This is a genomic window from Enterobacter sp. WCHEn090032, assembly GCF_003986875.1.
GTDB lineage: Bacteria > Pseudomonadota > Gammaproteobacteria > Enterobacterales > Enterobacteriaceae > Enterobacter > Enterobacter sichuanensis.
In genome coordinates this window covers 39530-63691 of sequence record NZ_RXRN01000006.1, presented here as the reverse complement: position 1 = coordinate 63691, position 24162 = coordinate 39530, and the positions used below count along the sequence as shown (strand labels likewise).

Genomic DNA, 24162 nt, shown 5'->3' with positions numbered 1-24162 from the left:
TCAGGCCGGGTAGCCCAGCGCGCGTGAGAGCTGGAGCCCGGCCTGCTGAAGCTGCTCGCGGAAACTCGCCAGCCCGGCATCGTCCACGCGGGAGGTCAGGGTCGACAGGCTCAGGGCGGCAATCACGCGGGACTCATGGTTCCACACCGGCACCGCTACGCAGCGCACGCCCTGCTCGTTCTCTTCGCTATCCAGGGCGTAACCCTGCTCGCGAGTCTGCGCCAGGGCGCTCATTAAGGCTTCGCGCGAGGAGAGGGTGGCGGGAGTAAAGGTGGTGTACTGATAGCCCTCCAGCAGGGTGTTCAGTTCGGCCTCGCCCAGCCAGGCAATCAGCACCTTGCCGATGGCGGTGGCGTGAACCGGCAGGCGGCGGCCAATGCGCGAATAGGCGATGGCGGCCAGCTTGCCTTCAATCTTCTCGATATAGACCCCTTCACGCCCGTCCAGGATCCCCAGATGGGTGGTCTGCCCGGTCCGCTGGGACAGCTCCGTCAGCCAGCCTTTTGCCTTCTGACGAATATCGATGGAGCCCACGACGAAATGACCGCGCTCGACCAGCTTCATGCCGAGGCGATATTTGCCGTTCTCAGGGTTCTGATCGATATAGCCGTGAAGCTGCAGGGTTTTCAGCAGCGAGTGGAGGGTACTCTTGCTCAGCCCCATCAGTTTGCTGATGTCGGTGATCTTAAGCTCGGTGGCCTGCTCGTTGAACAGGTCGAGGATCTGCAATGCACGTTCAACAGACTGAATAATCGGCATAATGCTGGCATGTCCACGCTGGAATTAAGGCGAAAACGTACCTTTTTCGGGGGGAAAAATCAATGAAATGGAGCCGGCCTGATCCGCCCGGCGGCGCTACGCTTGCACGGGCCTACGGGTTGTGTAGGCCGGGTAAGCGCAGCGCCACCCGGCAAGAAGAGCGCACCGAATCAATAAACTGGGAGAGAGGATCACTCCCCAAGCGTCGCCACCATCACCGCTTTAATCGTATGCATCCGGTTTTCCGCCTGGTCGAACACGATGCTCGCCGCCGACTCGAACACCTCGTCCGTCACTTCCATCCCGCCGTGCAGGTCGAACTCCTTCGCCATCTGCTTGCCGAGCGTGGTCTGGTCGTCATGGAACGCCGGCAGACAGTGCAGGAACTTCACGTCCGGGTTACCGGTGAGCGCCATCATCTGCGCGTTCACCTGATACCCGCGCAGCAGCGCGATCCGCTCTGCCCACTTCTCTTTGGCTTCGCCCATCGACACCCACACGTCGGTATAGATAAAGTCCGCGCCCTTCACGCCCGCCGCCACGTCTTCCGTCAGGGTAATCTTCCCGCCGTGCTTCTCCGCCAGCGCGCTGCACTCCGCCACCAGGCTCTCTTCCGGCCAGCAGGCTTTCGGGGCTACCAGGCGCAGATCCAGCCCGGTCAGCGCTGCCGCTTCCAGCATCGAGTTGCCCATGTTGTTGCGCGCGTCGCCCGCGTAGACCAGCGTCATCTCGTTAAACGCCTTGCCCGGCAGGTGCTCCTGCATGGTTAGCAGGTCCGCCAGCAGCTGCGTCGGGTGGAACTCGTTGGTCAGCCCGTTCCACACCGGCACGCCCGCGTACTGCGCCAGCGTTTCGACGACTTCCTGGCCGTGACCGCGATACTGAATGCCATCGTACATCCGCCCGAGCACGCGCGCGGTGTCCTTAATTGACTCTTTATGCCCAATCTGGCTGCCGCTCGGCCCTAAATAGGTAACGCGCGCGCCCTGGTCAAATGCGGCAACTTCGAAAGAGCATCGTGTGCGGGTTGAGTCTTTTTCGAAGATGAGCGCGATGTTTTTACCGGTAAGCTTCTGTACTTCCTTGCCATTTTTTTTATCGGCTTTGAGCTGTGCGGCAAGGGTCAGCAGAGAAGTGAACTGTGCAGGGGTAAAGTCGAGCAATTTCAGAAAGTGTTTCTTGTACAGATCAGACATTTTATCCTCACATGGCGAACGCCACTTATTGAATTAAAATTCACTTTATATGTGTAATTATTCATTTGCAACCCCGTTTCACAAATCTTTCCAACAAAGGTGGAGGCAAACCCGTCCGTGTGTGAAAATAGAAGTATCTGCCGCACTTTAAAGAGGATTGAGCCATGGCAAACCCGGAACACCTGGAAGAGCAACGCGAAGAGACGCGTCTGATTATTGAAGAACTGCTGGAAGACGGTAGCGATCCGGACGCGCTGTACACCATCGAGCACCATTTCTCTGCGGATGATTTCGACGCGCTGGAAAAAATGGCGGTAGAAGCCTTCAAGCTGGGTTACGAAGTGACCGAGCCGGAAGAGCTGGAAGTGGAAGAGGGCGACACCGTCATCTGCTGCGACATCCTGAGCGAAGGCGCGCTGAAGGCGGAGCTAATTGATGCGCAGGTCGAACAGCTGATGAACCTGGCCGAGAAGTTTGACGTGGAATACGACGGCTGGGGAACCTACTTCGAAGATCCGAACGGTGAAGACGGCGAAGAAGGCGACGACGAAGATTACATCGACGAAGACGACGACGGCGTGCGTCACTAAGCGTTTCTGGCGGTGGCCCGCGCCACCGCTTTTTCAAGGCAGAACCATGGATTACCCGCAGATACTCGCCCCCGTACTCAACTTCCTCCAGTGCCCGACCCCGCAAGCATGGATTGATAAAGCCCGCGACCCGGCGAACCTGCCGCTGCTGCTCACCGACCACATGGTGTGCGAGCTCAAGGCCGCCCAGACCGCGCTGCTGCTGGTGCGTAAATACGTCGCCGATGAAAGCGGTGCCGACGCGCTGCTCGACTGGCTCAAACCCTACGAACAGTTCACTTTCCGCGACGGCCCGGAGCCGGACTTCATCGCCCTGCACAGGCAGATTGGCAAAAGCGTGATGCCCAAAACCGACGACCCGTGGGGCCAGGCGCTCATCGACAGCATGGTGCTGCTGATTAAAGAGGAGCTGCACCACTTCTGGCAGGTGCGCGAGGCGATGCTGGCCCGCGACATTCCGTACGTCAAAATCACCGCCAGCCGCTACGCCAAAGGGATGCTGAAGGAGGTGCGCACCCACGAGCCGCTGACGCTTATCGACAAGCTTATCTGCGGCGCCTACATCGAAGCCCGCTCCTGTGAACGCTTCGCCGCGCTGGCCCCGTTCCTCGACGACGACCTGCAGAAGTTTTATCTCTCGCTGCTGCGCTCGGAAGCGCGCCATTATCAGGACTACCTGACGCTGGCTCAGCAGGTGAGCGACGACGATATCTCACCGCGGATAAAGCTTTTTGGCGAAATTGAAGCCACACTTATCTCGACACCGGACAACGAGTTTCGCTTCCACAGCGGCGTGCCGGTGTAAACCGGCATAGCGAAAGGATAAGGATGCGAGATGAATAAAACGTGGACCCGTATTGTGATTGTCGTCATCGCGGCCGCCGCCGTGGCGTTCTGGGTGTACTTCGACAAACAGCGTATGCAGCGCACCCCTGAACAGCAGCTTGATACCACCCTCAACACGATGCCCGCCTGGCAGGTGATAAAAGAGCAGGAACCCGCGTTCCAGAAACGCATCCGCGAGCAGATCCTCACCATGCAGAAAGCGGGCGAGTCTGAACAGCACATCATCGACGTCATCCAGCCGCAGATTTTGACCCTGCAGATGTCGCGCCTGCAGCACGCCCCGGACGCCAACGTGGTGGATTATATGAAGGCCAACATGGAGCAGACCGCCGCCATCCAGAAGGTGAGCGACGACGCCTGTTTCCGCTTCCTCTACCCGGCGGTGAAGGGGGGCGTGAACCCGATGCGGGTGCTGGATAAAGAGATGATGGCCCGGCGCATGCAGGCCGACGCCGACATGATGCGCGCGGCCTACGGCAAAAACAGCCACACCGTGACCCCCGCCGAACGCGAGGCGGCCGTCGAGGATGTGCGACCGATTATGAAGCAACTTGCCGATAAGTACGGCGAGGACATCCAGCTGCTGCAGATACCCGAGAAGGCGGTGGGCAAAGAGAAGCTCTCCTGCGATATGGTGCAGGAGATGTGGGCCAAGGTGCTGGCGCTGCCGGAGCAGAAGGCGGCGAGGGTGATTCGGCTGGCGGTGTCTGAGCTGGACTGACGGTAGCGCTGGTTTTTTGGGCACTTAGCGCAGGTTTAGCGCGTCGTCGCTTGCATGGCGGCGCGCGACAGGTATAATCCACAACGTTTCCGCATCCCCTTCAGTGCCGAAGTGGCGAAATCGGTAGACGCAGTTGATTCAAAATCAACCGTAGAAATACGTGCCGGTTCGAGTCCGGCCTTCGGCACCATCGGAACATCAATAGACGTCAACGGACGTCTTTTTTTGTGCCTGAAATCCAGTATCCGCAAGGCTTTCCTCGCTTTTTCACTCAACCTAATCAACCTGATTCAATCTACATCAACTTACTGATGCGGGTACAACTGCGGGTATATCGCGGTTCGATAATGTTTGTACCCACACAGAACCCTTGAAAGGATATTCATCATGGCTCTGAGTGATGTGAAGGTTCGTTCGGCTAAGCCTGAAGCAAAAGCCTATAAACTTACTGACGGCGACGATATGGTTTTGCTGGTTCATCCTAACGGCTCCAAATACTGGCGGCTACGTTATCGCTTCGGTGGTAAAGAGAAGATGCTGGCGCTGGGGAAATACCTTGAAGTCTCGCTGGCGGTTGCCCGGGCACGCCGGGATGAAGCCCGTAAGCTGTTAGCTAATGGTGTCGATCCCAGTGAAAACAAGAAAGCCGTTAAAGTAGAGCAAGAACAAGAGGCGATAACGTTTGAAGTGGTCGCCAGAGACTGGCACGCCAGCAATCAGAAATGGTCTGCATCGCACAGTGCTCGTGTATTGAAAAGCCTGGAAGATAATCTTTTTGCTGCTATCGGTAAGCGGAACATTGCGGAGCTGAAGACACGAGATTTGCTTGTACCCATTAAGGCTGTGGAATCATCCGGACGACTCGAAGTTGCCGCCCGTTTACAACAGCGAACTACCGCAATTATGCGCTTTGCTGTGCAGAGCGGTTTAATCGACTACAATCCTGCCCAAGAAATTGCCGGTGCGGTTGCTACGGCGAAAAGACAGCATCGTGCTGCTCTTGAAATGAACCGTATTCCAGAATTACTTCATCGCATAGATCACTATTCTGGCAGACCATTAACTCGACTGGCTGTTGAACTCACTTTGTTGGTCTTCATCCGTTCAAGTGAGCTGCGTTTTGCCCGTTGGTCAGAAGTAGATTTTGAAACAGCTATGTGGACGATTCCGGGCGAGCGTGAGCCACTGGAAGGAGTCAAGCATTCTCAGCGTGGTTCAAAGATGCGGACACCTCATCTTGTTCCCTTATCGCGTCAGGCCTTAGCTATTCTGGAAAAGATCAAATGCATGAACGGGAACCGAGAGCTGATTTTCTTGGGCGATCACGATCCGCGTAAGCCGATGAGTGAGAATACGGTTAACAAGGCTCTGCGAGTGATGAGTTATGACACGAAAACGGAAGTATGTGGACATGGCTTCAGGACTATGGCGTGTAGTTCTTTGATTGAATCGGGATTGTGGTCGAGGGATGCGGTAGAGCGGCAGATGAGCCATCAGGAGCGTAGCTCTGTACGTGCGGCTTACATCCATAAAGCGGAACATCTTGGGGAGCGTAGGTTGATGTTGCAGTGGTGGGCTGATTATCTGGATAGAAATCGTGAAAGTAGGGTTAGCCCATTCGACTTTGGTAACCATTTATTCAGTTAAATCAAGATAGTTGCAGATAATGGCTTTACATGTTTACGAACAATATACTTGAGTGCTAAAGCAGAACGAAAGCAGTTTTTTTATCAAAAATGGCTTTTAGTACTCGGATTTGAGGAGGTATCCTGATGAACCATGAGCAGTTAGTTCAGTATGGATTCAAGTTTGGAAAAAATGGACCTCATGCAGCGCGTTGCATGATGATCGAAGAATTGAAGATATTGCTCCAGGCACGGCCTGAGAACACCTTACAAGAAGAATATAGGGTAAGCATTGTGGATGACAATATTCTTCATAAACCCAGTTCTAGTGCCAGGAAACTAACTTATCGGCACATGGTTGGTCTTTATGGGATGTCTCCGCACATACCTTTGTTCAAATTTTTTCGTCAACTTTGGGAGCTATCTGAAGAAGCTCAGCCTCTACTCGCACTGCAATTGGCTATTGCAAGAGATCCACTACTTCGAGAATCTGTTGGGGTCATTACGGCACTTAAGCCTGGGCAAATCTTACCCAGAAGCGTTATGGAAGAACACTTAGCAAAAGACGATCCAGATCGATTTAGTCAGGCATCACTTCAGTCATTTGCTCGAAACATTAGTGGCACATGGACTCAATCAGGTTATCTTTCGGGTAAGGTTAAAAAACAACGTACTGAACCAAAAGTAACGTATGTGAACGTGGTTTTTGCTCTACTTCTTGGGCACTTCCAGGGGCTTTCAGGTAAACGTTTGTTTGATAGCTTTTGGATGAAACTATTACCAGTTGATGAAACAACTTTGTACGAGCTTGCATATAGAGCAACTTTGCGCGGCCTGATTAATTTCAAACAAGCCAGTGAGGTCGTTGAAGTGTCTTTTGCACCTCTGAATCTCCTAGTTAAGGAATAACGTGATGTCTGACAGATTGTCAAAATTACTGAAAAGTTTTTCCAGTCACATCAGTGTGCCATGGGGTAACAATATCTCAGCTGAAGAGAAAGCTATCTTTGTCGTATATGACAAAGAGGATGAGCTTAAGCTTCGTGCTCGCATGACTGAATTCGAGCATGCATGCATCGAAAGCGAGCACCCATGGCTGTTGTTGGACTTGACCAATGAGTTCCCCTACTGGATGGCCAGACAGGACTACAAAGAGGCTTATTTCGAAGATCCAGAGTATCTGGAAGGAAGCTATGACTATTTTGCTGAAGAGCTTGTGTCGAAACTCCATGAGCAGATTAATGCGCACCAAACACCTGAATCTGTAGTGGCTCTTATGGGATGTGGGACCATGTTCGGCTTTGTATCAGTCTCCGCTTTAGTTAAATCTTTAACGACTCAAGTACAGGGACGCTTGGTGGTATTTTTCCCCGGAGAATATCATGAGAATAACTACAAACTGCTCGATGCCAAAGATGGCTGGGGATATCAAGCCACTGCGATCACCATAGCTTAACTAGGTAAAGAAAAATGCTAAACCGCGAAATTTATAAACTTGACCCTCTGGAAAGCAAATTGGCCAACAACGGTGTGGCTGAGGTAAAAGATGATCTCTCCAAAGGGGCTCTTGAAACATTAGATTATGAGCTGCGGACGTTTGTCTGTAGCGGGGCTTATGCCAAAGGCATGGCTGATATTCTTAGCAACTACTTACGAAACGTTAAAAGTTCTGGTGAACAACCTGCAGTTTGGATTTCAGGCTTTTTCGGTTCTGGGAAATCGCATCTAGCTAAAATGCTCAGAACCCTTTGGGTGAATCAGAAAATGGAGAGCGGAGCAGATGCTCGCTCATTGGTTGAGTTACCCGATGATGTACGACAATATTTTGACGAACTTTCAACATTGGGAAGTCGACTGGGAGGACTTCATGCCGCGTCAGGAACTTTGGGGGCGGGAGCAGAAGACAAAGTTCGATTAGCCTTGTTGGCGATCATTTTCAAATCAGCTGGGTTGTCTGAGCAATATCATCTTGCCCAATTTGAACTTTGGTTAAGATCTGAAGGGGTGCTTGAGCAAGTAAAAGCTTACATCCAACAGCATGCCAAAGGTAAAGAAGGCGAAGACCTTTGGAAGAAAGAACTGCGCAATCTCCATGTTTCACCAGTCATGGCGAATGCGCTGTTACATGCTTTACCATCTCTTGGAAGTGATGCTAAAGAAGTACGAGATATGCTGCGTGCGCAATATAAAATTGTTGATGATGTATCAAATACGGAAATGGTTCAGTCGATTGTTGATGCATTGTCAAATGAAGGCGAAATGCCCTTAACTTTGGTTGTTCTTGACGAGGTTCAGCAGTATATCGCTGATGATCCAGATCGTGCTCATCTTGTGCAAGAGACCGTTGAAACATGCTGTAAAGCTGGTGCACTTAAGTCGAAATTGCTTTTCGTCGCCACAGGGCAAAGCGCCTTATCCGGGTTGCAAAACCTGCAACGCCTTATGGGGCGTTTCCAGATTTCTGTTCAGCTTGAGGATACTGATGTCGATGCGGTAATCCGGAAAGTTATTCTCCAGAAGAAAGAAACTGCCAGAGCTGAGATCGAATCCGTGGTACATCATAACCTCGGTGAGATTAATCGTCATATGAGTGGTTCTGTTATTGAAGCTCATAAAGACGATGAAAAATGGATGGTTGCAGACTATCCGTTACTGCCAGTGCGTCGTCGTTTCTGGGAGCGAGTCCTTCCTGCGCTGGATAAAACCGGAACCGGATCCCAACTACGAAATCAGTTACGTGTAGTGCATGAGGCCACAAAATCTACGGCGCTTAAACCGTTGGGTTCAGTTGTCCCTGCCGATTTTATCTATGAACAAATTGCAATCAACCTGCTACAAACGGGTGTTATTGGCAAAGAGATCTACGAAAAGATAGCTCGCTTCAAGGCTGGGGACGAAGATGAAGTTCTCCAGGGTAGAGTGCTTTCGTTGATACTACTCATTAGTAAACTACCAACAGATATCAATCACGGTATTGCCTCAACGGAAGCTTTCCTCGCTGATTTGCTTCTGGAACATTTAAGTGATGGTAAGCATGAACTGAGAGCAAAATTGCCACATTTAATTCAACAACTGGTTGATGACGGCGACTTACTGCCAATGAATACTAGTGCAGGTGTTGAATACAGGTTGCAAACGCTTGAAAGCCAGCAGTGGCATGATACTTTCAAACAACAACAAAATGATCTACGCGGTAACCCACAGCGTTTAGAAACGTTCCGCAGCCTCGAAATAAAAAACCGTGTTAACACTGCCCTAGGGTTTGGTAGCGTGAATCAAGGGGTCAGTAACGAACCCCGTAAGATCACCGTGTGTTTCGATCAGGATCTTCCTGCCGATGCTAAAAAAAATCTCTATGCTCATGTACTTGAATGTAAAGAAAAAGCTTTCGAGGATGCAGTGCGTAGTGCGAACCCTGATGACGCCACTATTTTCATTCATGTTCCATCCATTCGCCGTAATGAGCTACTGAGCGCAATTGTCGATTTTAAAGCGGCGGAAACAACTCTGGAAGTGAGTGGGATACCCTCTACGGATGCGGGTAAAGACGCTCGCGCTGCAATGGAGCACCGGAAGTATGAAGCTGAGCGCACCAAGAAAGTGATCCTTAAAGAAATTATTGATGGTATCCAGGTACAAATGGCTGGTGGGAGCGAAGTACTTGGTGACACGCTAGTTGAGCAGTTCCAGAATGCAGGTAAGAAAGCATGTGAACGGCTCTATACAGAGTTTAAGCAAGCAGATCAAAGAGGTTGGGATAAGGTATTTGAGCGTGCAAGTAAATTCGCTGATGCCAATGCTCTGGAAGCTGTCGGCCATAATGATGAAGTGGAAAAGCACCCTGTCTGTGTCGCCATTAAACGCTATATCGGTGTTGCAAAAACTGGGGGAGAGATACGAGAAAACTTTATGTCTGCTCCTTTCGGCTGGCCGAAAGATACCGTTGACGGCGCTCTTTTTACCATGTTGGCTGCTGGTGTATTGAAAGCAAGCGACTCTCAGGAAAAATCAGTCGATGCGAAAAGTTTGGAGCGCAGCAAAGTCTCTCAAACCAACTTTCGGCCTGAAACCGTTAGCTTGACGCCGCGGCAGTTGGCAGGCATTCGAAGTTTGATCCATGCGATTGGTTTGAACTGCACCAATGGTGAAGAGCAATCCAAATTAAGAGATGCGATAGAAACCGCCAAGCAATTGGCTCGTAAAGCGGGAGGCGACGCCCCATTACCATTACCACCAAAAGCAGAATTACTTGTTGAAGTTGAAAGGCTTTCTGGTAATGAACAGCTAATGGCTGCTTTCGAACGACATCGCGATATTATCGATGAAGTGGAGAGTTGGAAAGGACTTGCTGAAAAAGTGTTCGCCAGACAAGCTCGCTGGGGCGAACTAAAATCGGCGCTTAAGTATTGCCAAAATTTAGTTGGTTTTGACGAGCTCATGAACGAGGTGCATGCGATTGAGCAAAACCGAAGTCTGTTAGCCGATCCTGATCCAGTACAGCCGTTGTTGAAGCAGGTAATTGAAAAAATTCGCGTTGCGATTTTGAAAAAGTACGAAGATTTTCAAACTGAATATAACGAGTGTCTAAAGGAATTGCATGAAGATGCAATCTGGAGCCAGCTTTCTACAGAGCAGCAGGAGCGATTGCTGACAAAGCATCATCTGGATAACCTGGAAATGTCACCGTTATCTGATAACGACAGAGTGCTCGATTGTATTGAAAATACCTCGTTAGAACAGTGGAGTGATAAAACCTCTGCTTTGGCAGGTCGTTTTAGCCGTATGCGGCAGGATGCGGTTGATATGTTGGTGCCTAAAGCAAAAATCGTACTTTTACCAAAATCAGTCATTGAAACAGAGGCTGAGCTCGATTCCTGGTTGGCAAAAGTTAGACAAGAAGTTATGTCCGCTTTAGCTGAAAATCGTCCTGCATCGTTGAAATAACCTCTCATCACACCTGAAGTTCAGACAACCTTGTCTGGGCTTCTGGTGTGAGCCTACATGCAAAATTAGAAGCAACTTCAATTTAAGAGTACTACATGCGACAGTCACTGGATAAAACGCTTAGAAATCAACTGGAAAAAAACGTTCTCAGAGCCCGAGAACTAATAGAAAAAGCTGCATCAGAAGCATTAATACGTTTAGGGGTAGAAACGGCGGAAGCTCCGGCATACCTGAACGATAATGAGCGTAAGTTGCGTAATCGACTGCGTGCCCATGCCCGTCAGTTGGGCGACAAGCTGCAATCTAATGGTAAGCAGAGTATTGAACACCTACGGGCAGAAGTCAGTTATGAGCACTGGCATCGTATGTTGTTTGCCCGTTTTCTTGAACAAAACAACCTGCTGATGCTGGATAAATACCTCGCTGTCTCGTTGACCGACTGTCAGGAATATGCTGAAGAAGAAGGCTGTAAAGATGGCTGGGAATTGGCCGGTAAACTGGCACAGAGAATGCTGCCTCAGGTGTTTAGGGCCGATTCTCCTGTGTTTGAGCTGCAAATTCCTGTCGACCGCATTCGCGAGTTAGAGGAACTGATTCTGACACTCCCTGGCGCGGTATTCCAGGCCCAAGATAGCCTGGGATGGTGTTATCAGTTCTGGCAAAGCAAACGTAAAGAGGAGGTGAATGCGGCGGGGATTCCGATTGGTGCTGATGAGTTAAGTCCCGTCACGCAGCTGTTTACCGAACCTTATATGGTGAACTTCCTGCTAGATAACAGCCTGGGCGCCTGGTGGGCGAAAAAACAGCTTACGGATGCGGATTTACGCTCGGCAAGTGATGAAAAAACCTTGCGTCGGGTTGCTGCTATAAAGGGCGTGCCGCTGGAATATCTGCGTTTTGTTAAAACCAGCGATGAGCAAGGGGAGCTATGGCAAGCTGCTGGCGGTTGGTTTGACTGTTGGCCTCATGAAATCAGCTCCTTGAAGACTCTGGATCCGTGTTGTGGTTCAGGTCATTTTCTGGTGGCACTTTTTTTAATGCTGGTACCAATGCGCATGCAGCTTGAAGGGCTCGATGCCAAAACCGCTATTGATAAGGTGCTTGCTGATAACCTTCATGGCCTTGAGCTTGATAGTCGTTGCGTGGAGATTGCGGCCTTTGCGCTGGCGTTGGAAGCTTGGCGTTATCCGGGGTCTGGCGGTTACCGAAGCCTGCCTGCCCTGAATATTGCTTGCTCCGGGCTGGATGTCAGTGCTGCCACTCGGGAATGGCAGGCCCTGGCTAAACACAATCCAGATATTAGTGAGGCGCTCAAATGGTTTACTCGAACCTTCAAAGACGCCCCCGTGCTGGGCAGCCTGATTGACGTCAACACGGCATATTACGAAGGAAAAGCTGAAGGCAAGCCTGCGCCCTGGCAAGTTCTTCTTGAAGCACGAACAGCAACCGATGACGAAGCAAAAACGGCACAGGTGACCGCTCAGGGCCTGGCAATGGCAGCGAAGCTTTTATCTCAAAACTATAACCTGGTAGCGACTAATGTGCCTTATCTGGCTCGTGGCAAGCAGCGCGAAACGTTAAAAGATTTCTGTGAAAACTATTTCCCGGAAGCAAAAGCCGATTTGGCGACTGTGTTCTTAGAACGCTGTATGGATTTCAGCCCAATCGGTGGAACTTCAACAATAGTATTACCTCAAAATTGGTTGTTTTTAACGAGCTATAGAAAATTTCGTGAAAAGTTGCTGAGACAAAATACTTGGCATTCAGTCGTACGATTGGGGGCAAAAGGTTTTCAGACTCCAATGTGGGACTTCAATGTTCAGTTGATCATATTGAGTAAAGGTCTTCTTTCAGGAGATACCTTGTTACAAGGTTTGGATGTTTCTGTTCCCAAAAGCGCTTCTGAGAAAGCTGAAAGAATGTTAGTGGAGTCTTTTGAGAGCGTAAAGCAAGCTAATTTATTAGCTAATCCTGATGCGAGAGTTTATTTTGAAAATGAGTCATCTCTTACGCAGTTGAGTAAATATGCCGATGGGCTAGTTGGAATGCAAAGTAGTGATGACCCAATGTATATCATTGGTTTTTGGGAATCTCAAAGTATCAATAAGGATGTATGGGAATATCTACAAGCAACTCCTGATAATTATTCGCAATTCGATGGACAATCTTGGTTAGTCCGATGGGAGCAAGGTAAAGGCCACTTGCATGCTTCAGCCACAGCGTATCCCTCCAAAGGGTTAAAGGCTGTTGGTAAAAGCGGTATTGCGGTTCACCGAATGGGACAATTGTTCAGTTATAGATATAGCAAAGAGAGATTTCATCAGAATGTTGCAACTATTATTCCTAAAGATAACAATGACCTTTGCGCTCTTTGGTGTTTTTGTACTTCCCAAGAATACTATACAGCTGTGCGTAAGATTGATCAGAAACTGAACGTAACTAATGCAACTTTAGTTAAAGTACCTTTTGATCTGGCTAAATGGAAGAAAATTGCTGAGGATAAATATCCTAGTGGTTTACCTAAACCTTATACTAATGATCCAGTTCAATGGATTTTCCATGGTCACCCTTGTGGTTCAGTCGTGTGGGATGAGCATAAAAAATGCACTGCCATCGCGTATAAACGTACAGATGAAACCGTTCTACAAGTAGCTGTAGCTCGCCTGTTGGGATACCGATGGCCATCAGAGCTGGATGACAAAATGGAGTTGGCTGATGAGATGCTTCACTGGCTTGGTAAATCTGATGGATTGCTTAAACTCGTGGATGATGATGGCATAGTTTGTCTGCCTGCTCTTCGCGGAGAAAAAACCGCCGCTTCTCGCCTGGAAGGCATGCTGCAGGCAGCCTACGAAGAGGACTGGTCATCTAGTGTTCTCAGCGATCTGCTTGCCAGTGTTGGTAGTAAGAGCCTTGAATCCTGGCTGCGTGATAAATTCTTTGAACAACATTGCAAACTCTTCCATCACCGCCCGTTTATCTGGCAAATCTGGGATGGTCTTAAAGATGGTTTCTCAGTGCTGGTGAACTACCATAAGCTCAATTATCAGGGCTTAGAGCGTCTGATTTACACCTATCTCGGGGACTGGATCCGTACTCAGGAGCACGGTTTTAAAGAAGGTATTGATGGTGCGGAAAGTCGTTTGATGGCGGCTAAAAACCTCAAGGATACACTGGAAGCTATTCTCAAAGGGGATGCTATTACAGGGAAAAGTGGGTTAGATATTTTTGTTCGTTGGAAACCGTTACACGAACAACCTATGGGTTGGAACCCGGATTTAAATGATGGTGTGCGTCTTAATATTCGGCCATTTATGCAGGCACCAGATGTAGATAAGAAAGGCGCGGGAATATTGCGAGCAAAACCCAATATTAAGTGGGGTAAGGATCGCGGCAACGATGTTGAATCGGCCCCCTGGTATTACCTGGGCCTGCAATATGGTGAAAAAGAAGGGGCCCGTATCAATGACCACCATATCAGTCTTGCAGATAAACAAGCTGCCAGAGACGAACATGAAAATAAGGAAAATCACGGATGATTAAATCAGTATTCAACTATCCGGTGTCAACCTTGTTGGATATTGAAGCCGGGGTGGTGTATGCCATCCCACGCTACCAACGGGAGTATACCTGGGGTAAATGGCAATGGGATGCCTTGTTTGAAGATCTGTTAGAAAACGACCTTAATTACTACTTGGGGTCGATTATCTGTATCAACCAAAGTACAGATACGCTGGCTCTGCAGCAGTTAGAGTTGGTGGATGGCCAACAGCGAATGACCACATTGTCATTATTGTTAGCTGCTATTTATGCAAGCTACAACCAGTTGGGCATTGAACTTGAGATGGAGCAGCAGATAGAGCTGTATAACCTGAAGCATAAATTGGTGCTGAAAAAGAATGCGGACCAGCCCCGATTAGTACCTCAGGTGCAAAATGCCAACCAGCAGGATTACCTGGCGGTGTTGAAAGAGGCTGGCATTCTTAAAGAAGCTGAGTGGGTTTCCAATGCAGGTAATCGTCGGGTATTTCGCGCCTATCGACATTTTTTAATGCGTATTGAACAGTATGTCAGTGAGAGCGAAACCCAATTGCAGGCACTGAATGCGCTACTTGATAAAGTCAATGCATCTACTCTAGTAAAAATAGAGGTGGCAAGTCATTCAGATGCTTACACCCTGTTTGAGTCACTTAACAATCGCGGTTTGCCTCTTACCGCGATTGATTTAATGAAAAACAAGCTACTGGCGAAGATCGAACAGATTGAGCCGGGCAGTATTGATAAGTCTTTTATCAGCTGGACCAAAGTGATGGAAGCCCTGGGGGATGATTATGGGGTACAAGAGCGTTTTTTCCGTCAGTACTACAATGCGTTCAAGCCTGAGTTAAGAGATATCGTCAATGTACCAGTAGCGACGAAATCTAATCTTATTCAAATTTTCGAAAAATTGATTGCTCATGATCCGCATCAATTCCTACAAGCTATGCGCAGTCATTCTGACTGGTATGCGCAGATTGTAGGGAATTGCGAAGTTCCGGATGAACCTAAACTAACAAAACTGCTTAAAAGTCTGGATAGAATTCAAGGCGCTCCTTCTTATCTCTTATTGCTAATGTTGTTTGCCAGACGACAGAACTTAGCATTGAGCATTGAGCATATTGAAAAAGTGGTTACTTTGCTGATCAACTTCTTTGTCCGTAGGAACACTACTGATGTGCCTGCTACTCGGGATTTAAACCGCATATTTATGGAGTTAACTGAAATTCTGCAAAGCTTCCACGGTGAGCAGGTTGTCAGTGCTATTGCTAATACCCTGGGGTCTGTCAGTACCTCTGATGAGCATTTCCGCCAAGCGCTTAGTGGCGGTCTATACGAAGAAAATAGCTGGGTCTGCCGCTTTATCCTGTGTGCTCTTGAAGAAAGCATGATGACCAAGGAGAACCAAGTAGACCTATGGGCAGTGGATGGCAAGCAATATGTGTGGACCATTGAGCATGTTTTCCCACAAGGATTAAACATCCCTAATTCTTGGGTAGATATGATAGCGGATGGCGATAAAACGTTGGCGGAGCAATATCGTCAAAGCCATGTGCATAAACTTGGTAACTTGACTATTTCGGGATACAACAGTTCTTTAGGCAATAAGAGTTTTTTGGAAAAACGCGATCGTACTACCCGAGATAAACGTCCTGTAGGCTACAACAATGGTTTGTATCTTAATCAGGAGCTAGTTGTTGCTGATAATTGGTCAATAGCGCAAATTGAACAAAGAACAGCCGCGATGGTAGATAAGGCTATTACTCTGTTTAGTTTACCGGGTGTCGTCGGAGATAACGAATGCAAGTAATTGATAAATTGATAGAGCAGCTACGAGGTAGTGCAAATTTTAATCCTGCGGTGCAAGAGGCCCCTGCAGCGGTTCTATGGACAGATGAAGCTTGCCAATGGCAAAGTGCTATGCCTTTGATTAAACAATTCATTCCCGAGCTGCTCGAGCTTGGTGAATATCAACCAGAGCAGCGGATTGGTCCGGCTATTTGGTTAAAGTGTGCCATTGCTGGGGTGTTGGAAGAGGTTATGTTACCTAAAGATCGAACACCAATTATCTATCTTCCCAAAATTGGGCGAAAAGCGTTACGCGCTATCGAAGATTGTCCAGACTATTTACGACCTTTAGCTGAATTGCAATATCGCGGATGTTGGTGGGCCTATAATACAGCAGGTCGTGACTGGAGTATAAGTTCTTTTCTGACAAATCCACGCGTTGGGCTTGAATTAGACGTAGCAAAAGATAAAAACACATTAGAAATTATCCCCCAAATCTTGAAGGATCTTTTAGAATCCCGTATTGAAGACCTACAAGGAAAGCGGTTAGAGGCTAAAGATTTTCAATCTTTAGTATTTAATGATCCTATTAAAGATCTACTTGGGTGGCTGAATAATCCCGAAGATAAGCGTAAGCAGTGGGACGACAATAAATGGTCGCTTTTCAGTAATACTTGCTCAAGTCAGTTTGGTTATGAACCAACAGATGCTAATTATTCTCAAATGCTCGCATCCCTTTTATCTGCCCAAGGGGCGTGGCAAGAAGTGTGGCAGCGCTTTGAAGATACCGCACATAACCTATCAGGATTAATCCTTGTCCTTCGTGATGTAACCCCTGATTTAGCTGCTGATTTAAGTCATTATCCTTTTGAAAATACTCGCGATGAAAAAAGCCTTGCCGATGCGCTTGCTGGCCTTCCTCAACTTGATGTAAATAAAGTTAGAGGAACTATCTGTTCACTATATCAACAGAATAAAGAGCGCGAAAGCTGGCTTTGGTATCGATTAGGAGAATCTAAATACCTCGAGATTTTGGCCCATCTGGCAAAAGTCGCTGAATTGACCCAGAAAGTGTTCAATCATCAGTCACCGGAAGAGATGGCAAAGCTATATCAGGAGTGCTTTTGGCAAGTCGATGCTGCAGCGTTGCAGGCCATGGCATTGGCAAAAGAACCGGGCCAACAGGAATTAGTCGCAAATGTATTAAAAATAATATATTCCCCTTGGTTGAACGAGGTATCGCTCAACTTCCAACAGTTGGTTAAAAGAAAAGGATATCCCGGGAATACTGAAATTAAGGAAGCGACAGCTACTTACCAGGTTAAAGGGATGGTAGTGTTTTTTGTAGATGGTTTGCGTTTTGATTGCGCTAAAGTATTAGAGCGTAAGCTTACTGCGCGTCATTTGATTGTCGATACCAAAACACAATGGAGTGCTCTGCCATCTTTAACTGATACAGCGAAAGCTGCGGTTACTCCTGTTGCTGCACTTTTGAACGGTGCTTATGACACTCAGGATTTTAAGCCTTCAGTAGTGGCAACGGGTAGTGAGTTTAGTAGCTATCAATTAAAAAAAGCATTGGCAAAACAGGGGTGGCAATACCTTGAAGGATTGGATACTGGTGAGCCTAATGGCTTAGCGTGGCTACAAACAGGTGACCTGGATAACCTGGGACATCAGCAGCAAAGAAAATTACCTCTTGGTATTGATGATGTTCTTGAAGAAATAGCTGATAGGGTTAGCTATTTGTTTGAAGCTGGATGGAAGCAAATCCGTATTGTCACGGATCATGGTTGGTTATGGCTTCCAGATCAATTACCTAAAGCAGATCTTGAAAAACCATTGGTTCGTAAGTACTTATCAAGATGTGCTATTCTCAAGGATAATGCCAGTACGAATTTGCCTCAGGTAGAGTGGTATTGGAATTCCTCAGTGTCACTTGCCATGGCTCCAGGCATCAGTGCATTTACTGCGGGAGATTACTACAATCATGGTGGCCTAAGTTTGCAAGAATGCCTGACACCTGTAATTAAAGTTACTAAGGACTAGAATTTTATTACTTAAAATAAGTTTCATCGAATATTTTCTAAAAGCCGCTTATAACAGCGGCTTTTAGCTATTTGAACACGCTGGAATTGCGGATGCGAGATAGCTGTTTTGTAGTTACTTTTTTTTGTTCTGTCACTCCACTAGAGTAATTTCCGCGCTGATAGAGCACCATAATCGTATCGTCATATTCACAACCTAAGGCTTCACTAATTTCCCGCATATCCTCTCGGTCCATGGCACGTTTGTAAGCATCTTTTTGTTTAGAAAGATTATAAATACTGAATACACACGCAACTATGAGTTTGTCAGCAGTGGTCTCTCCGCCACCAGGGTTAACAATTAAGTTGAATTCTACATCTTCACCCAGCTCCAGGCGTGAATTAAAATCCAGCACTCTGCTCTTCGCACAGCTCGGCGAGAAGTCATTATAGGTGACTCCATTTACCCACTGAGCTTTTATCCAGTTTCTATCATCACCTCTCATTGCACGACCAGCTTTAGGATAGGGCGTTCCTTCATTCAGGAATTCGTCACGAATTAATTTGATTGCCTCAAGCAGCTGTGGATCGTTGGTATAGGCGCTGAAATTAACTTCGGGCTCAGACAATTTTCCAGGAATGACTAGATAGCTTTGAGTTAGAAATGTTTCCGAATCATCACGTTTTTTGGTGATTACAGTTTCAGAAAAAGGGGTGATAAACATTCCTCGGTCAAAGCCTCTGACTTGATATTTCGCACAAATATCTTCAAATGAATACCGTAACCCATCGAAATCATTCAATTCATCGCTGGCCTCAAGATGATCAAGTAGTTCTGAATACGCTCGAACAGCTTCTAGGTTTGTAAAATGTTTCGCCTGAGTATTCTGGTGGTATCCACATGCTCTGCCAACGTTGGCTTGCACCACTGCGGCTATATTGGCAATAGAGCTATCCCATGTGTTTATTAGCGTGTTTTTCATTTCTTGGCCAAAGTTAATACCAGCGCGAAATCCAGCCACAGTTATAGCGATTATCTTTTCATCAAACATTGCTGCTGTTTCGTACGCTCGTTTGAAGTCATCGATAGATGAGAGTTCGTGATCGCCAACGCCAACAAGCTTTTGACCTATGATTAAGATTTGCTCTTCATCTACACCTTGATTAATCAGTACTTGTTTGGCTATGTTTGCTTGACTTGATGGAACCCTAATCAGTGACCAGCCTACGCCCTGATGTTCTTTAAACTGGCGTATAAAGCGCTTTTGTAGCAGTGAATCTTCACAAAAATCGCGTTGATCATCATCAAGTTTGACCAGCTGGTTACTGCGATGCATTTGTCGAATGCCATGATATTCATCACTAGCTTTGTGAAATACCAAAGACGTATTGAAGCTGTGACGTAGAATGGAATCTTCGCTAGCTGAGTAGAGTGAGCTAAATGGAGTTGCGGAAATAAATACAACTTTACAGTCTACATTAACTTGTTCCAGGTAATTAAATACCTTTTCATAGCGAACACTATCAATGCCAGAACCATAGTGACACTCATCGATGATGATGAGCTTAGGTGGTTGGCGCTTAAAATCCGATTTAAGCGCATTATCTATATTTGTGAAGTTACTAACAACGACATTTTTGCAGGGGGCAAGGTCACGCTTTGCTTGCTCTTGAAGTGCCAGATCTGCCATTGTCACAAGATATAAAGTATCTTTTAAGTATTTCCGGTTAGCCAATAATTCATCGGGTAAAGATAGTCTCTGAAGGCAGGCAAGGGCAAGAGCGATACCTGATTTTCCTGACTGCATTTCCGCAGCAAGGATCACTGCTTTTGAACCAGAGTTCAATTTAGTAAATGCTTTCTCAGCAGCGTTGCGTTGGTGTTCAAAAGTATTTTCAGCCATTGAACACTGGACATAGTTGCGATACTTATTTGAGCTATTCATATGTCAATATAAAGTTTAGGGGGCATGCAGCCCCTTGTATTAATAAGTAGATTCTACTTTGTCAGAGAAATGGGATTCATCGCTAAGCTCACCTGACTGCTCAGGAAGTTCGTTGTGCTGTTTCTTAGCAAGAGTACGTTCAAGGTCATACTCACCGCGCTTGTAGATAACAAGTAGAGTGTCATCATGCTCAACACCAAAGTAGTCGCACATCTCCCAAACATCTTCAAGAGTCATAATTTTCTTTGCGACATTTCGGCGAGAAATGTTGTAAACGCTAAAAATGGTAGCTACCACAAACTTATCTTCAGATAACTCTCCGGAACCAGGTGCTACAACGCGGTTAAACTCTAAATATTCCCCATTATCAATTTGTTGGGTGTGGGCTTTAGTTTTTTCTTTTTGAGTTCCGTCAGCGCGTGCCTTCTCGGGGTTATTGTAACTATCCCCATTGACCCAATGTGCCTTGATCCAGTTCTTGCCTTTACCTCGCATAGCTCGATTACCTTTGACGCTTGGCGCACCTTTAATCGTGAACTCTTTGCGAATAATATCGATCGCCTGAAGAAGATACTTATCTTTTGTGTACTCGGTGAACTCTGCATCATCGTCAAGAAGTTTTGCGGGTACAGCAATGTAGCTATCAGTTTTATACGTTTCAACATCACCGATTGGGCGACGACGTTTGTATTTGATAGTTAACCCAACATCCAAACCGTTGACATGGTATTCCTGGCACACATCTTCAAAAAACTCTTTTAACCCTTCGAAATCAGACGCTGCTTGGTCAGAGCAGGTGTTTTCAAGATGGTCAAGGATACAAGCATAAGCCTCAGCTGCATTTAAGTTAGTGAAATGAGTTGAAGAGTTGTTTTCATGGTAACCACACGCCCTGCCAATGTTGGCTTGCACCACTGCTGCAACACTGGCAACTGTACTATCCCACGTCGAGATGAGATTATTTTTCATCATCGCACCGAAGTTGATACCAGCTCGAGCTCCAGCAACAGTAATAGCGATTAGTTTTTCTTCGAACAACTGAGCATCATCAAACTCCTTTTTGAATTGCTCAATGCTGCAATGTTCATCTTCTGGTACCCCTGCTAATGAATTACCAATAATGTAAACAGCATTCTCATCGATGCCTTGCGATATGAGAAACTGCTTAGCTTCCATCGCCAAACCAGCGGGCACCCTTACGAGTGACCATCCCATACCTTTATGACTCAGAAATTGTTGAACAAACTCATCGCGTTGAACGGACTTGCAAAGGAAATTACGACTTTCATCCTCAAGGCCTTTGACCTTACTATTCATTAGCATCTCTCGGACGCCGTAGTATTCATCGCTAGTTTTGTGGAATACCAGGCGGGTGTTAAAGTCTCGACGCAAGATTGAGTCTTTTAAGGCCGCTTCAGCAACATTTCGGGCTTGAGTTAATAGTTCTGCATCATTATCATTCTTGGCTTCTTGTTGAAGTTCTAGAGCTTCTTGATATTCAGTCTCTGCTCCATAGAGAGCACCGAAGGGGGTGGCAGAGATGAAGACGACTTTACAACTATCGTTCTCTTGTTCCAGGTAGTCGAAGATCCTACTGTATCGAACAGCAGTGACATTTGAGCCATAGTGACATTCATCAATAATAATTAGCTTAGGTGGATTGCCTTTAAATTCATTTTCCAATGCCTTTTCGAAGTTCACAAAATTACTGACGACAACATTCTTGGCAAGCTTGAGGTCTTCTTCAGCTTGTTCTTTGAGGGCGGTATCAGGCATTGTAACCAGGTAAAGTGTGTCTTTTAGCTGCTGACGATTGCAAATATCTGTCTCGGAGAGACTTAATCGCTGTAAGCAACACAGGGCTAGCGAAATGCCTGATTTACCTGCTTGCATTTCGGCGGCTGTCACTACTGCTCGCACATTGCCAGTTAAAGCATCAAATACTTTGGTAGCTGCTGTTACTTGGTGCTGATGTAGCGCTTCGCTCTGAAGAATAGAAAGTACTAGTTGTCGATGTTTTTGTGCTTGTGCGTTCAACTTTACATCCTGAATTTGTTTACGTTATTAATATTCGTAAGTGGTGTTTAGTTATCATGCGATAGAGTTCTATGTAACCAAACACTACGCAGATGCAAATGTTGACAGCTCTACACACCGACTTTCCTGAATAAAGTTAGGTCTGGAAGCTTAGGGAACAGGTTTTTTGTTCTTATGGATGCCATTATGAGCGTTTTTTCTAGCTATTAAAGTGTAATATCTTCGTTTTGTTAAGCCTGTTGATGACCCATGCAACAGCGTGATTCTTTGATTCGTCGATTTGCCCCTCCCTCCTAACATGCATAGCTGAGCTTTATGCATAAAGCGATGTGGTGGACGCCCCTCCCTAAGGTTGTCACTGGCTGCAAACCCTGCAAACTCTGCAAGCGCAGGCGGCATCACCAAAGCCCAAATGGGCCGTCATAAAAGTTACAGTAGGGAGTACAAAGTGGTGCTGGAAAATGCTGCTGGCGGCATACTTGCGACCCAGGCGCTACCATACCTGACCGTACTTCTTTGATGCTTGTGCAAATCATTTGAACGTCCTGATTATAGTTCCCAATAGAGTCCCCCACACAAGTTAATGAGAATGTGTTAGCCCGTCCCCGTTTTTGCTATCGCTACGGGTTGACACATCGCCTGAACCTGTTTTTGTAACTGGTTAAATGGCGCAATATAAACGTCTTTACCCGGTCGATTAACGATAATCGGCGTTATGTTCGTGACACCATTGCGATCAGTACCCGTCACAGTCAGCCATGCGTCACGTATGATCTCGCTTATTGCCTGCTGAGCATTCTCAATATGTTGTACGTTGCTTATAGCCCCCAGTGTAACAAAATTCATCAACAGCAGCATTTTGCATTCTGGTGCACTGACAGACTCCCACAACCAGTGTAGTACTGTGGGAGGCGAATGACGGCGTGCCTACTGACACAGGCGCGAATATTCGCCTGTGCGCAGCCAGAACTCAGTATGAAAACGCAGAATCAATGACCGGTATTCACTCATGACTTCACGATACGGAAATTTCAGCGTAAAGCTGAATGCCGCCAGTCGCGGGTAATGGTCAACAGCCTGTTGCAGAAATGCACGCGTGCTGACGGCATCCGTGCTGATAGCATCAGAAGCCCGTGTGTAAGAATGATTCACAATGCAAACCTCTTCGGGTTAAATCAGGGGGGACACCGCCTCTACGGCAGTATCTTGTTCATAAGAATGAGGAACTATCTGGTACTGCAGCAGTAGTTTCTCTGCCAGTTAGCTTCTTCGATGCTGTAGATACCGGTCTGGCACCGGTAACATTGCTTCCCCCCTGATAATGGTCACCGCACTACACACAGTACGAGAACAGCGTCATTACCGTAGCTCCATTCCGTTGAGCATATTGCGCAGCTTCCTCTACCAGGCCTCAGCCTTCACTTCCGGGGCAAGATGGGCAAAGTTCATCAGCACATCCCAGGCCACGGCCCGCGTATCGTGTTCAAACCACGCCGGGTCGCTAAAAGTGCCGGCATGCAACACCAGACAACATCAGCAGGAGGCAAAACTCCATATCTGCCCCGGTACACTCATGACCTCACCGGCGGTCACAAAGTGACCTTCACGGTCATTTGCTGGGTAACATTTCAGTAGGCGCATACCGTTACCTCAAGAATCTTATGTTGAGCATCAGAGCACACCCGGCTGTACTCACCGGTCCGGTAGGTCAGGCAGTAGCGTTCTCCGTGGCAATCGCTGTCGCAGCCGTAACAGTGCCAAACAGCCACGGAAACCAACGGACATTCTATACATAATGTTGCATTTGCCGGATATGACAGGTCTCTGTCACAACGGGCTTTACATATGGGCAGTACTGCTCGCCGTAGCTCTTCGTGAGATCTTCTGCACCGTATTCAAACCACGGCCGTTTTGTGTCGTATTAAGGATTGAATTGCAGCGCACTGCCACACAGGGACTGCTGTAATGGCCATACTGATACTGCTGTGTCGTTCTTGCACCGGTCAGGCGACAATTACCGTCGAGTACGATAGAAGATTTGGCAAACATATTTGGGCCCCTTACCGCCAGACGATGCGTAGACGTCAGCCGTCCCTGTTCGGGTAGTCTGGCAGGTTTATCAAGTTAGGTCGTTTGAAGGGGAGCT

18 protein-coding genes, 1 tRNA gene and 1 pseudogene are annotated in these 24162 nt (G+C 47.4%); 11 read left to right on the top strand and 9 right to left on the bottom strand.

Annotated elements, in window-relative coordinates; all coding sequences use genetic code 11:
• From xynR to argL, 3 genes are all read right to left on the bottom strand, one after another.
• Window positions 1-759 carry a DNA-binding transcriptional repressor XynR gene (gene xynR, locus EKN83_RS06750; protein WP_126800558.1) on the bottom strand — a complete coding sequence of 253 codons (759 nt, stop codon included), beginning with the start codon at window positions 757-759 and terminating at the stop codon, window positions 1-3.
• Between the two features lie 191 nt (window positions 760-950).
• On the bottom strand, window positions 951-1955 hold the full coding sequence (gene argF, locus EKN83_RS06745) for an ornithine carbamoyltransferase (protein WP_010427327.1): 1005 nt from the start codon (window positions 1953-1955) through the stop codon (window positions 951-953).
• The gene (argL, locus tag EKN83_RS23410; RefSeq protein WP_213014347.1) at window positions 1925-2020 is read right to left on the bottom strand and encodes a putative translational regulatory protein ArgL; all 96 of its coding nucleotides are present in this window, start codon (window positions 2018-2020) and stop codon (window positions 1925-1927) included. Before argL ends, argF begins: the two co-directional genes overlap by 31 nt.
• A gap of 99 nt (window positions 2021-2119) precedes the next feature.
• On the opposite strand from argL, the gene rraB reads away from it, so the two are divergent.
• The 11 genes from rraB (at window position 2120) to pglZ (ending at window position 18055) form a co-directional block, all read left to right on the top strand.
• Entirely contained in the window at window positions 2120-2545 is a 426-nt protein-coding gene (gene rraB / locus EKN83_RS06740) for a ribonuclease E inhibitor RraB (protein WP_025759886.1), read from the top strand.
• 46 nt (window positions 2546-2591) lie between these two features.
• Window positions 2592-3350: a tRNA isopentenyl-2-thiomethyl-A-37 hydroxylase MiaE gene (miaE, locus tag EKN83_RS06735; protein WP_003862942.1), complete on the top strand. Its 759-nt coding sequence runs from the start codon at window positions 2592-2594 to the stop codon at window positions 3348-3350.
• Window positions 3351-3380: 30 nt separating this feature from the next.
• Window positions 3381-4112 carry a topoisomerase II gene (locus tag EKN83_RS06730; protein WP_095449576.1) on the top strand — a complete coding sequence of 244 codons (732 nt, stop codon included), beginning with the start codon at window positions 3381-3383 and terminating at the stop codon, window positions 4110-4112.
• A 105-nt stretch (window positions 4113-4217) separates the two neighbouring features.
• Window positions 4218-4302, top strand: a tRNA-Leu gene (locus EKN83_RS06725).
• A gap of 197 nt (window positions 4303-4499) precedes the next feature.
• Window positions 4500-5759: a tyrosine-type recombinase/integrase gene (locus tag EKN83_RS06715; protein ID WP_126800557.1), complete on the top strand. Its 1260-nt coding sequence runs from the start codon at window positions 4500-4502 to the stop codon at window positions 5757-5759.
• A 125-nt stretch (window positions 5760-5884) separates the two neighbouring features.
• Window positions 5885-6646, top strand: a complete 762-nt coding sequence (locus tag EKN83_RS06710) for a hypothetical protein (protein ID WP_096812546.1) — start codon at window positions 5885-5887, stop codon at window positions 6644-6646.
• Between the two features lie 4 nt (window positions 6647-6650).
• Window positions 6651-7193, top strand: coding sequence for a BREX protein BrxB domain-containing protein (locus EKN83_RS06705; protein ID WP_045345931.1), 543 nt, complete (start codon window positions 6651-6653; stop codon window positions 7191-7193).
• 14 nt (window positions 7194-7207) lie between these two features.
• On the top strand, window positions 7208-10681 hold the full coding sequence (brxC, locus tag EKN83_RS06700; protein ID WP_126800556.1) for a BREX system P-loop protein BrxC: 3474 nt from the start codon (window positions 7208-7210) through the stop codon (window positions 10679-10681).
• A 95-nt stretch (window positions 10682-10776) separates the two neighbouring features.
• A complete protein-coding gene (locus tag EKN83_RS06695; protein WP_126800555.1) occupies window positions 10777-14220 on the top strand; it encodes an Eco57I restriction-modification methylase domain-containing protein in 3444 nt (1147 codons plus the stop codon).
• Window positions 14217-16028, top strand: a complete 1812-nt coding sequence (locus tag EKN83_RS06690; RefSeq protein ID WP_126800554.1) for a DUF262 domain-containing protein — start codon at window positions 14217-14219, stop codon at window positions 16026-16028. Before EKN83_RS06695 ends, EKN83_RS06690 begins: the two co-directional genes overlap by 4 nt.
• Window positions 16019-18055 (top strand): BREX-1 system phosphatase PglZ type B, encoded by a 2037-nt coding sequence (gene pglZ / locus EKN83_RS06685; protein WP_126800553.1) that lies wholly within the window; start codon window positions 16019-16021, stop codon window positions 18053-18055. Before EKN83_RS06690 ends, pglZ begins: the two co-directional genes overlap by 10 nt.
• Window positions 18056-18122: 67 nt before the next feature.
• Here pglZ and EKN83_RS06680 read toward each other — a convergent pair whose 3' ends face one another.
• The 6 genes and pseudogenes from EKN83_RS06680 to EKN83_RS23500 all read right to left on the bottom strand — a co-directional run bounded on the left by EKN83_RS06680 (window position 18123) and on the right by EKN83_RS23500 (window position 24065).
• Window positions 18123-19937 carry a DEAD/DEAH box helicase family protein gene (locus tag EKN83_RS06680; RefSeq protein WP_221885391.1) on the bottom strand — a complete coding sequence of 605 codons (1815 nt, stop codon included), beginning with the start codon at window positions 19935-19937 and terminating at the stop codon, window positions 18123-18125.
• An 81-nt stretch (window positions 19938-20018) separates the two neighbouring features.
• Entirely contained in the window at window positions 20019-22016 is a 1998-nt protein-coding gene (locus tag EKN83_RS06675; protein ID WP_126800551.1) for a DEAD/DEAH box helicase family protein, read from the bottom strand.
• A gap of 594 nt (window positions 22017-22610) precedes the next feature.
• Window positions 22611-22874, bottom strand: a complete 264-nt coding sequence (locus EKN83_RS23515; protein WP_260591146.1) for a hypothetical protein — start codon at window positions 22872-22874, stop codon at window positions 22611-22613.
• Window positions 22875-22943: 69 nt separating this feature from the next.
• Window positions 22944-23168 (bottom strand): hypothetical protein, encoded by a 225-nt coding sequence (locus EKN83_RS23510; protein WP_232675459.1) that lies wholly within the window; start codon window positions 23166-23168, stop codon window positions 22944-22946.
• A gap of 249 nt (window positions 23169-23417) precedes the next feature.
• Window positions 23418-23540, bottom strand: a complete 123-nt coding sequence (locus EKN83_RS23505) for a zinc-ribbon domain-containing protein (protein WP_242696939.1) — start codon at window positions 23538-23540, stop codon at window positions 23418-23420.
• Window positions 23541-23644: 104 nt separating this feature from the next.
• Window positions 23645-24065 (bottom strand): annotated as a pseudogene (locus EKN83_RS23500) (putative zinc ribbon protein).
• Window positions 24066-24162: the final 97 nt, after the last annotated feature.